The sequence below is a fragment of the Rhizobium herbae genome (genome assembly GCF_017873135.1).
GTDB lineage: Bacteria > Pseudomonadota > Alphaproteobacteria > Rhizobiales > Rhizobiaceae > Pararhizobium > Pararhizobium herbae.
Genome location: NZ_JAGGJV010000003.1, coordinates 180615 through 194674 on the forward strand (window position 1 = coordinate 180615; position 14060 = coordinate 194674).

General features: G+C 60.3%; 12 protein-coding genes and 1 riboswitch. Of the genes, 2 read left to right on the top strand and 10 right to left on the bottom strand.

Annotated features, from left to right (window positions below; genetic code table 11):
- Nucleotides 1–84: 84 nt before the first annotated feature.
- The 3 genes from J2Z75_RS09660 to metA all read right to left on the bottom strand — a co-directional run bounded on the left by J2Z75_RS09660 (nt 85) and on the right by metA (nt 2277).
- Nucleotides 85–540: a GNAT family N-acetyltransferase gene (locus J2Z75_RS09660; protein WP_209851149.1), complete on the bottom strand. Its 456-nt coding sequence runs from the start codon at nt 538–540 to the stop codon at nt 85–87.
- Entirely contained in the window at nt 537–1289 is a 753-nt protein-coding gene (locus J2Z75_RS09665) for a hypothetical protein (RefSeq protein WP_209851151.1), read from the bottom strand. Before J2Z75_RS09665 ends, J2Z75_RS09660 begins: the two co-directional genes overlap by 4 nt.
- A gap of 64 nt (nt 1290–1353) precedes the next feature.
- The gene (gene metA, locus J2Z75_RS09670; protein ID WP_209851153.1) at nt 1354–2277 is read right to left on the bottom strand and encodes a homoserine O-acetyltransferase MetA; all 924 of its coding nucleotides are present in this window, start codon (nt 2275–2277) and stop codon (nt 1354–1356) included.
- A gap of 92 nt (nt 2278–2369) precedes the next feature.
- Nucleotides 2370–2447: riboswitch (SAM riboswitch) on the bottom strand.
- A 142-nt stretch (nt 2448–2589) separates the two neighbouring features.
- Between metA and J2Z75_RS09675 the strand changes: the two genes are divergently transcribed.
- Entirely contained in the window at nt 2590–3021 is a 432-nt protein-coding gene (locus J2Z75_RS09675) for a DUF4345 domain-containing protein (RefSeq protein WP_209851157.1), read from the top strand.
- Nucleotides 3022–4065: 1044 nt separating this feature from the next.
- On the opposite strand, the gene J2Z75_RS09680 is transcribed toward J2Z75_RS09675, so the two are convergent.
- The 5 genes from J2Z75_RS09680 to J2Z75_RS09700 all read right to left on the bottom strand — a co-directional run bounded on the left by J2Z75_RS09680 (nt 4066) and on the right by J2Z75_RS09700 (nt 11163).
- Nucleotides 4066–4716, bottom strand: a complete 651-nt coding sequence (locus J2Z75_RS09680) for a hypothetical protein (RefSeq protein WP_209851160.1) — start codon at nt 4714–4716, stop codon at nt 4066–4068.
- Complete coding sequence (locus J2Z75_RS09685) at nt 4713–7745, bottom strand: N-6 DNA methylase (protein WP_209851163.1); 3033 nt, start codon at nt 7743–7745, stop codon at nt 4713–4715. The genes J2Z75_RS09680 and J2Z75_RS09685 overlap by 4 nt, the downstream gene beginning before the upstream one ends.
- A 168-nt stretch (nt 7746–7913) precedes the next feature.
- Entirely contained in the window at nt 7914–9734 is a 1821-nt protein-coding gene (locus J2Z75_RS09690; RefSeq protein ID WP_209851166.1) for an ABC-F family ATP-binding cassette domain-containing protein, read from the bottom strand.
- 2 nt (nt 9735–9736) lie between these two features.
- The gene (locus tag J2Z75_RS09695) at nt 9737–10387 is read right to left on the bottom strand and encodes a thiamine diphosphokinase (RefSeq protein WP_209851170.1); all 651 of its coding nucleotides are present in this window, start codon (nt 10385–10387) and stop codon (nt 9737–9739) included.
- Between the two features lie 224 nt (nt 10388–10611).
- On the bottom strand, nt 10612–11163 hold the full coding sequence (locus J2Z75_RS09700) for a MarR family winged helix-turn-helix transcriptional regulator (RefSeq protein WP_407692752.1): 552 nt from the start codon (nt 11161–11163) through the stop codon (nt 10612–10614).
- Nucleotides 11164–11285: 122 nt separating this feature from the next.
- Between J2Z75_RS09700 and J2Z75_RS09705 the strand changes: the two genes are divergently transcribed.
- Complete coding sequence (locus tag J2Z75_RS09705; protein ID WP_209851176.1) at nt 11286–12785, top strand: MDR family MFS transporter; 1500 nt, start codon at nt 11286–11288, stop codon at nt 12783–12785.
- A 313-nt stretch (nt 12786–13098) separates the two neighbouring features.
- Here J2Z75_RS09705 and J2Z75_RS09710 read toward each other — a convergent pair whose 3' ends face one another.
- Both J2Z75_RS09710 and J2Z75_RS09715 read right to left on the bottom strand, forming a co-directional pair.
- Entirely contained in the window at nt 13099–13494 is a 396-nt protein-coding gene (locus J2Z75_RS09710) for a VOC family protein (protein WP_209851179.1), read from the bottom strand.
- Nucleotides 13495–13571: 77 nt separating this feature from the next.
- Nucleotides 13572–13997, bottom strand: coding sequence for a tautomerase family protein (locus J2Z75_RS09715; RefSeq protein WP_209851183.1), 426 nt, complete (start codon nt 13995–13997; stop codon nt 13572–13574).
- Between the last annotated feature and the right edge of the window lie 63 nt (nt 13998–14060).

Below are 14060 nucleotides of genomic sequence, written 5' to 3' on the forward strand. Positions count from 1 at the left end.
TCCCGGCGGCAAACTGCGTCATTTCGCCGATGGCGGCAACCGGAAAGTCATACAATTCACGCCCCCTTATGGGCCGCCGATATCTCAGAACGTCTTCTGGTAGACGATGAACGGCGTCTTGGCGGCGATCCGGTCGTAGAGCCTGCGGGCCGTAGTGTTGAATTCCTGGGTCATCCAGTAGACCTCCTCGGCCCGCTCCGCGTTGGCCCGCACATAAACCGCTTCGATCAGCGCCCGGCCGATCCCCTGCCCGCGTATATCCGGATCGGCGTAGAGGTCCTGCAGGTAGCAGATGGAATTTGCGTGCCAGCAGGACCGGTGGAAGAGGAAATGGGCAAGGCCGACCGGCTTGCCGTCGAGAACCGCGAGAAATCCCGCGTATTCGTTCGTTGCGCCGCTCAAGAGACGCGAGAAGGTCAACGCATAAATGTCTTCCGGCAGGCTGGTTTCGTAGAACGCGAGATAGGCTTTCCACAGGCGGCGCCATTCGGCCTCATCGGCGCGTTCGACCGGCCGGATTTCGAGTTGTTTGTGGGTCATTGACGCAGTTTCCTGATCAGTGGCGGAAGTTCCTTGAACCAGCTTTGTGCCTCATAGATCGGGAAGCCGATCAGATCCTGGCGCCCAATCGTCACTAGATGCGACCGGAAGTCGGGACTGTTCTTCCCGAACACATTGAACTTGTTCGCGAACTCCGCTGCCGTTTCATAGGTCAACTTACCAAGATCCGTGAGATTTTCACCCATTTCTCGAACCACAAACTCAATGCTTTTCACAGTTTCCTCAAATTGCTTCGATGCTTCAAGGACCATGCCAAAAGACGGGAATTCATGAAGGGCGTAGTCGAGATACCCTATCAAGCCGTTGAGGTGCGCGTATTGGTAGACGACATTCTTTTTGTCGAGAAGAAAGGCAGTTTCAAGACCGCCGAGCAATCCAAATCCGTAAAGCCAAGCCTCCGGGTCTCGCGGATGGCGCTCACGAAACTCCTGCCATATGGGTACAAGCAATCTGGCGGCGATGTTGCCGGGTATCAGCCAACTGTCACCGTAAGGCCAGTGTTCCCAATAAGGTTCGGTAACCCGAACGAGATGGAGCCCGATTGCAAAGCGGGCCTCGAACGGGTCGTTAGCGAAAGCATTGATGAACTTGTTTGCCGACGCCATGGCTTCTTTTCGCCGGCCAACGGCTCTCAATTTGAGATAGTTGATGTAGTCGCGATAAAGCTCTCCGTACCCGCTTTCTTCCAGTTGTCTGGAAATCACTTCCGCCCTGTCCGTCTCGCTCATTCGAAAATTGCCTGCCATAGCCGTTTGTCGGAATCTTTAAAGCTGTTTCAGGCCACGGCAAGGATCATCGATCCCTGCCGATATCCGCGACGTCATAGGGCGTCGTCTGGTAGATTTCGTTGATCCAGTTGCCGAACAAAAGGTGGGCGTGGCTGCGCCAGCGGTTCTGCGGCGTCAGCTCCGGGTCGTTGTGGGGGAAATGGTTGTGCGGCATCTTGATCGGCACGCCGGCATTCACGTCGCGGAAATATTCGTCCGACAGCGAGGTCGAATCATATTCGACATGGTTGAAGACATAGAGCCGGTTGCCGGCCTTCTCGTGCACGAAGCAGACGCCCATCTCGTCGGATTCCATCAGGATTTCCAGCTCCGGCACCTTTTCGATATCGGCGCGGCGCACCTCGGTCCAGCGCGAGACGGGAATCTGGAAATCGTCGGAGAAGCCGGACAGATAGGGCGAGGCGGGATTGAGATTGTGGTGGCGGTAGACGCCAAAGGCCTTTTCCTTCAGCGTGTGCTTCGGCACGCAGTGGAAATGGTAGATCGCCGCCATCGCGCCCCAGCAGATGTTGAGCGTCGAATGGACATTCGTATGCGTCCAGTCGAGGATCTCGCGCATCTCGTTCCAGTAGGTGACATCCTCGTAGTCGAGCGTCTCGACCGGGGCGCCGGTGATGATCAGGCCGTCGAACGTGCGGTGCTTCACCTCTTCGAAAGTCTCGTAGAAGGCGAGCAGATGCTCCTCCGGCGTGTTCTTGGCCTTGTGGCCGCCGAGCCGGATGAGGGTGAACTCGACCTGCAGCGGCGAGGCGCCGACGAGGCGCGCCATCTGCACCTCGGTCTTGATCTTGTTCGGCATGAGATTGAGCAGCCCGATCTGCAGCGGGCGGATGTCCTGCCGGATCGCCGCGGTTTCGGTCATCACCCGCACGCCCTCTTTGACGAGGGCCTCATAGGCGGGCAGCGTATCGGGTATCTTGATGGGCATGGGCAACACTCGGGGTCTGACGGACAGGTTGGCAACGAACCGGCCGGAAAAACAAAAACCGGCAACGACATGAATCGCTACCGGCCCCGCTTGCTTGCGCATGCACGGCCCTTTAGCGACTTATTTAACGTGGCTGCAAGCCGGCCGGCCAAATCACCACGAGAAGCTAAATAGCGCCACCGGCCGAGAAAATCAATGTCGTTGCGGCAGGACCTGTTCCGGTTTTCCGGGGCGTTCACGCCGATGTGTCCTCCCGCGCTGAAACTCGACAGCCGCGCCCGCCGTACACCTCATGTCTCTGGAGGAAAAGCGATGCCGAGTCTTGCCTATCAGATCAGCCCGACGGACTTTCGGCAGCGCCGCATGCTGCAGGTGGCCATCGCCGTCCTCGCCCTGCTTCCGGTCTTTGCCGGCGTCTGCGGCGTCGTCACCGGCGCCGGCTTTCTCGGTGTCGCGGCGGGGCCTGCCGATCTCGATAGCCATGTGCGGTTTCTCTCGGGCCTGTTCCTCGCCCTCGGCATCGGCTGGTACAGCTGCATCCCGGCGATCGAGACCAAGACGGAGCGCATCCGGCTCTTGGCCATCCTCACCTTCTGCGGCGGGCTGGCGCGGCTCCTGTCGCTGCTGATCGCCGGCACGCCATCCGCCGGCCATCTGCTGGGGCTGGGCATGGAGCTGCTGGTCGTGCCGTGCCTCGTCGTCTGGCATGGGCGGGTGGCTGCGCTCAGCCGGAGGCGGGTTTGAAGGCGGGTGGGGAAGGTTGTTCGGTGCCGGGACAAAAGGGGGTTATTTGCTTGAGCTTCGGCTCGGTACCCTCTTCTCCCCATCGGGGAGAAGGTGGCGCGCAGCGCCGGATGAGGGGGGCCGAAGGCCACCTCTTTCTGGCTCCGGCTTCGCCGAAGCCCCCCTCATCGCCTCGCTTCACTCGGCACTTCTCCCCGCTGGGGAGAAGAGGGAGATCGTCGCACGCCCTCGCAATCCAAATACGTTGCCCTGCCCTCAAGGGGAAGGAATGGGCGTCTCCATCAGGCATTCCAGTCTGAGGCGAGATTTGCCCCCTCAACGCCTTCCATCCACGCGCGAACAATTCGCCGTGGGTTTCAAAGAGCAAGTGGCCGGGGCACAACGTATGCCTCAATAGATAGTAGTAGGTGACACACGCCGTGCCCCGTTTCAGTGTCTTTTGCCGCGCTTCTCAGGTTCTTCTACGCTTTTGCCTCCTGTGAAGGAAAAAGCCTCCAATGCCCCGGCCCGGCCGCTTATCCGCCGAGCCTTTCAATAAGGCGGGGTTTAGCCCTGGACCCTTGGACGGCAAAGCCGTCCGGCGGGGTGAACCGCCCGTGGTGTGGCTACCCGGCACGCCCGGCCCGCTTTCACGAACCGGAGGAGAACCGCCTTTCACGCAGCCCCGGGGATTTGACGCGCGTTTCGCCAAACCGTCCGGGCACTGGCCCCGCCTCGCCGGTAACGCAATCCGGTGTATCCTCGGCGGAACGAAGTCATGATGGCATGGAACCAAAGGGCGGGGATGAACGGGGATGTGGTTTTTGGGTGGTAGTGCAATGAAAGATGGCTTCTGTCGAATAGTTTCCGTGGCATATTTGATGCCGATTCAGGATTTTCCTCGCCCCAAGTGTAAGCACCGCATAGCTTACAGGTAGGTTATCTGACATCTGCGCCGCAACTCGGGGACTACATGTATTGACCAAACCCTAGTCGTTTCAGCGGACTTGGGGTTCTGGATGGGTTAAGGGTTATCATTGGCGCTGTGGAAATCGAAAAATCAGATCAGCGTTCAAGTAACACATGACCGACTCGGATCATCCGAGCTAGACAAGCGGGCGGTCGACTGTGGCTCGTGTCGAAATCGAATCCACCATTGATCGCGGGATCATCACATCGTTGAAGCGACAGTGCCGCGACCGTTGCGGCGCGCCCGAGGTACCGGATGATCGAAGTCTTTTCGCGCGCCACTGCTCCGGTGACCATACCGACCATAATGCCGAAATCTGATTCCGGTGAGTATTGACCGCTAGAGAACCGCTTCACGCCGCTGTGGACGTACTCTCGTCGTAGGTGGCTGCTGTTGTCGAGCCGTTTGAACTCGAGGACCAGTTCCGGCCCGAAGTCGATCGCGTAAATGAATCGGATATCGGTCCGGCCGCTTTGCTTGGGCATGCCTTTGGCGTCCATGTAAATCTCAATGCCCTCAAGCACGAGATGGCCATAGCCGACCCCTGCCTGCATCAGTCGCTCGTCGTTCTTGAGTTCGCGGTAGAATGCGTTGACGAGGGTGGTTTCGCGCTTGTCGGCCCACCAGACCGGAGTCAATGCCTTTAGGTCTGCCCAGACAGCGCGGAGATATTCGATGAACTTTGTTATATGCTGGTCAGGGAAAAGGACGGGAGCGGCGTCCGGTATGTCCAGGATACGGATCAATGTTGAGACACTCCTGACGACTTCAGTTTCTTCGGGGAAAGGCACGTGACCATCTCGTCAGCGTCGCGAAGCGCGGCCGATTGCGTCCAAAAACGCATGCGTCGGGGCTTGATGATGTAGATGTCGTTACCGAGTACGAAAATTGAGTTCGGCATCGCAAAGAAGTCGATTGGCGACCCGGAGGATATGCGGTTCGATATTTCAATCAGAATGTTCCTCGCGTCTTGATCTCTGCGCATCCCAGTGGTCATGCCATGCCCTTCCGCGACAAGGGCAACATGTACAACGTCAAGTGGAGCACGGTCGCCTCTTGCAAGGATTTTGGCGCTGATCGTCCCCGCACCACTCATATTCTTCACGAACTGGTTCAGAGAGGCTGCCAGACGGTGCGCATAGGCCGCGACATCCGCAGGCCTGGGCGCCTTCTGGAGTGGCGTGAGCAGTTCTCCGTAGCTTGTAGGCTGGAGGCTTTCTCCACTTAGCTGGACCATATCGAGCACGATGGCACGCTCGTTTTCCGACAGCCCGAAAATGTCGAAGACGAGACCGTCAATCAATTCGCGCGTGCCCGTCACGGCCTTCCGATCCTCTCGCTCCACGGCACGTGCCAGCTCCGACAGGAGCGAGTCCAGCTCCGTCTCGGAGACATCCAGACGAGACAACGGCAGGGGCAATGCCTTGATGTCGCCCAATGTCACCCGCGCCCGCTCCGTCTGTGCCGTATACCCTGTCAGGATGAGCCAGTATTGCGCAAGGCTGGAACGAAGATAGCAGGTAAGGAACTTTGCAAGAGCTGCGTCTCCATCGTTCACCCTTATGCCTCCGACACCCGAGGGAAAGCAAAATCGGTCGGACGTATAGGCTGCCCGAATTCCCATCTGGACCGACGTTCCGTCCGACCAGAGAACCCTGTGCCCTTCGTAGAGAGCCAAGTTGCCGTGGCTTGCGACACCGCGGTTGACGGGCAGGTCTTGCAAAGCTCCGGTGTTGACTAGCGGGCTGTCGGAATTCAAGGCATCTGTCGCGAGATAACGATACTCTTGCAATACCGTCGGATCGGCTTTCTTGAGGCCATCTTTCATGTGATAGCCCTTCGCGATTAGCCAACCTCGCTCCTTGACGGTGTCGCCGAGAGACCGCAGATTGAGGAGTCGGTAGTACAGGCTGTTATCCCGGCGATTTCCCCAGAACCGACGCCGCAATTCGCCGTTTCCAGCAACCAAAGATTCTCGGCTCAACACCACACGGTCGTAGTCATGAAGGGTTAAGCGGTTGAAAGCGAAACTGATATCGGCTTTCGGCGTCCAGTATTCGAACGTTCCCTCGATCCTTTTGTCCCTGAGGCCAGGCTCGTTGCGGGCGCGCATGATCGTGCACGCGTGTTCTGCCTGGGCGAAGAGTATGCGTCTGAAATCCGAAAGGTTGACCAGTCTCTCCAACGACAGATGCACTGTAGCCTGCTTGAGAAAGACGTCATTGCTTGGAGCGGTGATTAACGATGTCGGCAGGATTACGACAATTCTCCCTCCGGGCTTGGCCGCCTCTGCGCATTTCATCGCATATGCTGCGGCGATCTGGCGATGCGGGAGGTGAACGCGCCTTGTCACAGACCAATCGATTGCGGCCGTCCCTTCGCCTTGCTTGAGTTCGCGCCAAGGGGGATTCGATATGATGATATCAAAGCTACGGCTGCTTGAGAACTTGTTTGCGGAAGCAAAGAAGTCACCTCCTTCTCGCCCGTGGACAATATTTGCTCCTATCAGCTGGGGCAGCTTGCAGTTCTCATCCTTCTGCAAGACCGCGAGGTCGGCGGGCGCTAACTTTTCCAACAAGCAGAGGTAGAGGCTGAAGGCGGTTACTCTGCAGGCAATCGGGTTTATGTCGCCCCCGAAGATGGTGGCTTGGAGGAGTGAAATACGCTCCTGGATAGTCAGGGTTCTCCGGCGGTCAGCCTCCTCGTAACTGACAACACGTCGGAAAGCCGTAGTCAGTAATATACCTGAACCACACGCTCCATCGAAGATGCGGAGGTGCTTTACGGATTCGTAGCCGTCGAATGCTTGCTGGATGGCGAGTTCTGCCAGAACCCTCGGCGTATAGAACGCTCCATCGGCATCACGGTCGCTCTCCAAGAATATCTCGTAAATGCCGGACAAGAGCTCGACCGGAATCTGGCTGAAATCGTAGTTCCAAAAATCTTGCTGGCCGGTTCTGAGATCAACCCGTGACAGGAACTTGTCGACGATGTCCAGCACCCCGAGGTTCAGCTCCGACCAGCGAACGTCGGCAGGCTCTAAGAAATCGCCGTTGAAGTCGTACTTCAGTTGCCTGATCAGGGCGTCGATCCCCGCTCCGTCCGATGAACGGATCAACTCGTGCAGGCTTCCCACGGAATGTACCTTGCGATAATCGTCGCCCACGACCCCCCGGTGCTCAAGATACGAGATGAACATCACCTGTGCCAGAAGCATCTTGGCCCCCATGTCTGAAGCCATAAGAGGTTTCTTGCCTCCTGAAAGCTTCAATACCGCGTCGGCCAACTGACGGAGCAAGCGTCTATCCACCCGGAGGTTAGGGTCGAACCATTCGCTGAGGCGTTGCTGGACCTGTGATGAACGAACATCGGGGACAGACCAAGGCCCATCGTCACGAACATCTGAAAATGCCAACGCATCTTGTTCAGGCACATCGCTCTGCTTGGGGATGGCGAAAGCAGTCAGCTTTTCCTCTGAGCAGACAAGAAGCGCGGAAACGAGGTTCTGGTTCCACAAGCGCTGGCGCACAGCGTCCACGTCGCGGCGAGCGGGCATTTGTTCGACGTCGGAAAAGCAGATTGTCGGTGTGTCCTCCACGACGAATACGGCAGCGCAGCGATACTCCCCTGTCGGATCGAGGAGGTCTCTCAGTTCCGTCGCATATGGCCTTCGTCCGATCTGATCCATCGACGTCAGCAACGCGTCGCCCGTGCCGCTATAGCCCAAGGCCGCCAGCCAAGTTCCGAGGAAGGGTTGTTGTGCGCCGATCGTCATTCAAAGCCTAAACTGATTTGGTGCCATAGAGGACCATTTTGTACCGCACAAGGCAACGGGTGTCAGTCAACTGTCGCCGGCGACGCTGGAGGTATACAGGCTAGATGGCGGATAGATTGCCTAAGGCTCCGGCGATTAATCTAGATATGAGGGGAGGCATTGCCCCCCCTACCCCTCAATCTCCTCCCGCAACATCTCCAGCTCCAGCCATTCCTCCTCCATCTTCGCAATCGCCCCCCGCAGCTTTTCCAGCTCCGCCGCCAGCGCCGAAAACCTTGCCGGGTTCTTGGCAAACAGCTTCGGGTCGGCCATTTCCATCTCGCGCTTGGCGATCTCGCCTTCTGCCTTTTCCATCTCCTTCGGCAGGTTTTCCAGCGCGAATTTCTGTTTGAAGGAGAGTTTGCCTTTGCCGGTTTTGGGGGCGGAGCCGCCGTTGTCGGCGGAGCGGGCTTTTTCGGCCTTGTCCGCCCGCTTCTTCTCGTCGGCCATGCCCTTGCGCTGGGCCATCATGTCGGAATAGCCGCCGGCATATTCGATCCAGCGGCCGTCGGGCGCGTCGGGGTTGGCGGGGGCGATGGTGGAGGTGACGGTGCGGTCGAGGAAGTCGCGATCGTGGGAGACGAGGATGACGGTGCCGGGGAAGCCGGCGACGATTTCCTGGAGCAGGTCCAGCGTCTCGATATCGAGATCGTTGGTCGGCTCATCGAGGATCAACAGGTTGGTCGGGCGCGACAGGATGCGCGCCAGCATCAGGCGGGCGCGCTCGCCGCCCGACAGGTTCTTGATCGGGGTGCGCGCCTGTTCGGGCTGGAACAGGAATTCCTTCATATAGCCGGTGACATGGCGCTGTTCGCCGTTGACGAGCAGGTTGTCGCCGCGGCCGTCGGTGAGGTAATGGGCCAGCGTATCCTCGAGGTTGAGGTCCTCGCGGCGCTGGTCGAGCGTGGCGATCTCAAGGTTTGTGCCGAGCTTGACCCAGCCGCTGTCGGGCTTGATCTGGCCGGTCAGCATCTTCAGGAGCGTCGTCTTGCCGGCGCCGTTGGGGCCGACGAGACCGATGCAATCGCTGCGATGGACGCGGATCGAGAAGGGGGCGACGATCAAGCGCTCGCCATAGGTCTTGGTGATCTGATCGGCCTCGATCACCAGCTTGCCGGATTCCCGCGCATCGGAAATCGTCGCCTGCACGGAGCCTTGCGGGCCGTTATGGCCGCGATGCTTGGCGCGCAGGTCCTGCAGCGCGCCCAGCCGGCGCATGTTGCGCTTGCGCCGCGCCGTCACGCCATAGCGCAGCCAGTGTTCCTCGCGCTCGATTTCCTTGCCGAGCTTGTGCTGCTCGATTTCTTCCTCTTCCAGCACCTTGTCGCGCCAGGCCTCGAAGAACGCAAAACCCTGGGACAGGCGGCGGGACTGGCCGCGATCGAGCCAGACGGTGGCGGTCGAGACCTTTTCGAGGAAGCGGCGGTCATGCGAGATGACGACGAGGGCCGAGCGACTTTTGATCAGCTCGCCTTCCAGCCATTCGATTGTGGGAAGGTCGAGATGGTTGGTCGGCTCGTCGAGCAGCAGGATATCCGGCTCCGGCGCCATGACGCGGGCGAGCGCCGCGCGGCGGGATTCGCCGCCGGACAGCTGCGTCGGGTCCTCGTCGCCCGTGAGACCCAGATGTTCGAGCAGGTAGGCGACGCGGTAGGGGTCGTCGCTGGGGCCAAGGCCGGCTTCGGCATAGGCGCGCACGGTGTCGAAACCCTCGAAGTCGGGGGCCTGGTTGAGATAGCGGATGGTGACGGACGGGTGGCGGAAGATTTCGCCGGTCTGCGGCTCGGCAAGGCCCGCCGCCATCTTCATCAGCGTCGACTTGCCCGAGCCGTTGCGGCCGACGAGGCAGATGCGGTCGCCGGGCTCGACCTGCAGGTTGGCGCCGGCCAAGAGCGGCGTGCCGCCGAAGGAGAGGAAGATATCGTCGAGTTTCAGAATGGGCGGCGCCATGGTCAGGCTCCCGAAAGGTCTTGCGGACGGGCAAGGATGAGCGCCCGGCCGGAGGAAAGGGTAAAGCGGACGGTGCCTTCGGCGACGTTGGAGACGGTGCGCGAGGAGCCGAACGGCAGATGGAAATCGTCGAGCGGATAGCGGGCGTTGGCGATCGAAAGCCCGGTCAGCGTATCGAGCCCGAGGATGGAAAACAGGCTGCCCTGCGGCAGGTCGATGTCTCGGCTGCCGGGGAGCAGCGGATACGCTTCCTCCTCGCCGGAGGTGAGCAGCACGTCGATGCCGTCTTCGGCAAGCTTTGCGGCATAGAGCAGGTGCATGAAGGCATGGTCGCTGCGTGTCCCACCCAGCGCGCCGGCCAGGATGAGTTTTGTCGCGCCGCGTTCAAGGGCTGCGGCCACGGCGATCTCGCCGTCGGTTTCGTTCTTGGCGGGCGGATAGGGTTCGCGGATGACATCCGGCCATTCGGCGATCAGCGTGTCGGGCGTGGAATCGAAATCGCCGACCCAGAGTTCGGGTTTGAGACCCAATGCCTGCGCATGGCGCATGCCGCCATCGGCCGCAATCACGCGGGCGCCGGCAAGGTGCGCACGCAGCCGCTCCGTCGGCACCAGCGCGCCGCCCATCAGGATAACAAAAGCCAGTTGTCTCATGGCGCAAGGCCATAGCGTAAACAGGGGGATCAGGGGAAGGGGCAGCGAAGCATTTGCGTCGGGGCCTGTCTGAAAGGTGCGGCAGACACCCTCTTCTCCCCCGCGGGGAGAAGTGTCGGGCAAAGCGAGACGATGAGGGGGTGCGTCCGCGACTTCCGAACCCGCCGCCCCCTCATCCGCCCTTCGGGCACCTTCTCCCCGCTGGGGAGAAGAGGAGGCGCGCCTTATGGCGCAGGCTGCGCGGCCCGGCGCTCGGCATTTTCCCGTTCGCGCGATTGATGCACCTGCTCGAAGGAGGTGACGAAGCGGTCGAACAGGCCGGCAAAGGCGGCGACGTCGTCTTCCGGCCAGTCGGCAAGGATGCTCTCGATCACCCCGCGCTTGACGGCCTTGACCTCGCGCATCAGCCTGTTGCCCAGATCGGTCATCACGACGATGATGCGGCGGGCGTCGGCCTGCGAGGCTTCGCGCCGCAGCGCGCCGCGCGCCACCATGTCGGCGACGATGCGGCTGGCCCGCGACGGATCGATCCGCATCATTTCGGCGATCGTGCCGACCGTCACCTCGCCTTCGGGCTCGGCACGCCAGACCGCGTCGAGCACGTCGAGATGGGTGATTTCGAGACCCGGGGCGACATTTTCGATGGCGAGGCGGGCCAGCACCCGCCGGCCGACCAGCAGCCGCCAGCGGCCCATCGAGCGGCCGATGGAGGCGCGGTTCGCCTCCATCTCGCTGCCATCGGTTTCGTCTTCGATCGGTGACATTGCATGTTCCATGGCCGGACAATAGCAAAGCGCGCGGCGTTCATAAAGCGGAAATATGCGATAGGCATAAATATGCCGTTGACAATTACATGCTAACAGCACATAAATTCCCGAAAGCAATTGGAATCCTCCCCATGGACATGCAGATCACGCCGGCGCCGCTCGTTTCGAGCCCCGCGCTTCGCCTCACGCTTTTCTTCTTCCTGATGACGGCGCTGTTCATGGCGACACTGGACAACCAGATCGTCGCCACCGCGCTGCCGACCATCGTCGGCGAGTTCGGGCAGATGGAGCGCTTCGGCTGGATCGGCTCGGCCTATCTGCTGGCCACCTGCGCGGTGATGCCGCTCTACGGCAAGCTCGGCGACCTGTTCGGCCGCAAATATGTGATGCTGACGGCGGTGACGATCTTCACGCTGGGCTCGATCGCCTGCGGCCTGGCGGTGTCGATGAACACGCTGATCGCCGCCCGCGTGCTGCAGGGGCTCGGCGGCGGCGGCATCATGGTGTCGATCTTCTCCATTACCGCCGATCTGTTCGAGCCGCGCGAGCGGGCCAAGTACCAGAGCTATTCCAGCCTGGTGCTGATGGCGTCGGGCGCCGTCGGCCCGGTGCTGGGCGGGGCGATGAGCGATCACTTCGGCTGGCGCTCGATCTTTCTGATCAACATCCCGATCGGCATCGCCGTGCTTGCCGGCCTGTTCTTCTTCCTGCCCTACCGCCGCCCGACGCGCCGGCCGACGATCGATTATGCCGGCGCGCTGCTCCTGGCCGGTGCCGTCACCATGATCGTGCTTCTCGGCGACAGCGCCGAACTGTTCGGCTCGCTGCTGTCGCTCGGAACGCTGGCGGTCATGGCCATCGGCGTGCTGTGCGCCGTGACCTGGGTGTTTGTCGAACGGCGGGCGCCGGAGCCGGTCGTGCCGCTGGCGCTGTTTGCCAATCCGACCTTCAGCCTGATGCTGGTGATTTCCGTTGCCAGCGGCGCCGTCGGCATCGGCATGGTCAATTATTTCGCGCTGTTCCTGCAGACCACGACGGGGCTCAGCCCCTCGCTCGCCGGGCTGCTGTTCATCATGCTGACCGGCGGCATCGTCTGCGGCTCGCTGACGGCGGGACGGCTGATTTCGCGGAGCGGCCGCTACAAGCCGTTTGCCATCGTCAGCGCCAGCCTGACGATGCTGTCGCTGCTGATCTTCTCGCAGATCCACCCCGGCACGCCGCTCTATGTGATCTGCGCCGTCATGGCCCTGCACGGCATCGGCATCGGCTTCGGCCAGCAGGTGCCGATCGTCGCCGTGCAGAACATCGCCGCGCGCGGCGATGTCGGGGCCGCCACCGGCGCCGTCACCCTGTCGCGCATGGGCGGCGCCTCGATCGCCATCTCCATCTACGGCGCCATCATCGCCAGCGGCCTGGCGCGCGGCACAAACGCGATCCCGGGCATCGAAGACATCGAAAAGCTGACGCCGCTGGTGCTATCGACCCTGCCGCAGGCAACGCGCCAGCTGGTCGCCGAAAGCTACACGGCCGCGTTTACGCCGCTGTTTTTGACGGCGGTCGGGATATCGCTGATCGCGCTGGTTTCGGCGGTGAGTTTGAAGGCGGTAAGGTTGCCGCAGAAGGTGGCGTGAGGGGGGGCCATCAGCTTTGGAGCAGGTGATGGTGGTCTGCTTTGCACCAATAGCAAATGTGCGGAACGGTGACCAATTTGGGGCCGGGAAGGGACTGTCGGCTTTCAGAGGCTAAGTGACGTAAACTGACGTTCAAAGACCTGTGGGGTCTATGGGTAATTTTCGGGTTACCTTGCCCCATTTTTCACGCTGTCCTTTACGTATTGCTGCGACTTTCGCCTTTCAGACCCGATGAGGCCACGCAACGTCCGCCCGATTCCCTTGCCCTTTTGGCGCAGTGCCGGACATGGATACGGGCGACTGCGGCTTTGTCTTATTCCAAACAGTCGAGCATCCATTGAACGCCGAATTTGTCGGTCAGCTTGCCGTAATATGTGCCCCATGGCTGAATCGCCAGAGGCGTGGTCACGCTGCCAGCCCGAGACAACTTCCCAAACAGGCTTTTAGTTTTGCGACGATCGTCCATAATGAGAATGTGAGACGAGCCGCGCATGGGTTCCGCGTCATGATTGTCCGACGCGAAGAACAGGACGCCCGGACCTTCAAAGCGTGCGTGCATCACCTTCCCAATCATGGTTTCGTTCACGGCTGGAATGCCATGGTCTCCGTGGCGCATCAACGTTGTTACCCGGCCAAGGCCACAGTCGGTATAGAAGGAAAGTGCGGCCTCGCATTCGGTGGTGAAGAATAGATAATTGGCAAGTTGCATGGAGTAGCCCTCTTCTCAGGACCAGGCAGTTCCGTGCCCGGCCCCGGATTTTCCGCGTTTATGCTAGCACGTCTGCCTTATGCGGCGGCGCTGGCTGCAATCGCTTGACCAAGATCTGCATTGCTATAGCTCTCACCTGCAATGCCCCAGCCTCCCTCTGGCGCATAGATGATGTTCGACCAGATATGCTCTCGCTTGAGCCGTCCGCCGGCAGCTTTTTCGACGATGTCGGTTGCCTTTCCCAAGAAGGCGCGCTTTGCCTCTGGTGTCGTTAAGGCGACCATTGGTAATTTCAGCTCGACGAATGCGGCATCGACCGGCTTACCGGCAGCAAGCACGTGTCCTTTCGGCAAATTGTGTATCGAGCCGACCACATTGGCGGTCATAAACGGATTTCCGCTCAGTTCCGAAACCTCAAGAAGTGCGTCAGTCAGTCCGGCAAACGCGTCTGCCTGGGCTTCGTCCGACAGCAGGCCTTCCGTGATAGTAAGTGTGATGGGCATGGTTCTCTCCTTGTTTGATGATCGGTGCAAATCATATATACTGATCGCTCTCTATCGATACAC

Bases quoted from the DNA above. Each gene is read 5' to 3' on its own strand.
- J2Z75_RS09715 (WP_209851183.1), bottom strand. From the start codon at position 13,997: ATGCCCATCACACTTACTATCACGGAAGGCCTGCTGTCGGACGAAGCC.
- J2Z75_RS09675 (WP_209851157.1), top strand. From the start codon at position 2,590: ATGCCGAGTCTTGCCTATCAGATCAGCCCGACGGACTTTCGGCAGCGC.
- J2Z75_RS09710 (WP_209851179.1), bottom strand. From the start codon at position 13,494: ATGCAACTTGCCAATTATCTATTCTTCACCACCGAATGCGAGGCCGCA.
- metA (WP_209851153.1), bottom strand. From the start codon at position 2,277: ATGCCCATCAAGATACCCGATACGCTGCCCGCCTATGAGGCCCTCGTC.
- J2Z75_RS09690 (WP_209851166.1), bottom strand. From the start codon at position 9,734: ATGGCGCCGCCCATTCTGAAACTCGACGATATCTTCCTCTCCTTCGGC.
- J2Z75_RS09685 (WP_209851163.1), bottom strand. From the start codon at position 7,745: ATGACGATCGGCGCACAACAACCCTTCCTCGGAACTTGGCTGGCGGCC.
- J2Z75_RS09660 (WP_209851149.1), bottom strand. From the start codon at position 540: ATGACCCACAAACAACTCGAAATCCGGCCGGTCGAACGCGCCGATGAG.
- J2Z75_RS09705 (WP_209851176.1), top strand. From the start codon at position 11,286: ATGGACATGCAGATCACGCCGGCGCCGCTCGTTTCGAGCCCCGCGCTT.
- J2Z75_RS09665 (WP_209851151.1), bottom strand. From the start codon at position 1,289: ATGAGCGAGACGGACAGGGCGGAAGTGATTTCCAGACAACTGGAAGAA.
- J2Z75_RS09695 (WP_209851170.1), bottom strand. From the start codon at position 10,387: ATGAGACAACTGGCTTTTGTTATCCTGATGGGCGGCGCGCTGGTGCCG.
- J2Z75_RS09700 (WP_407692752.1), bottom strand. From the start codon at position 11,163: ATGGAACATGCAATGTCACCGATCGAAGACGAAACCGATGGCAGCGAG.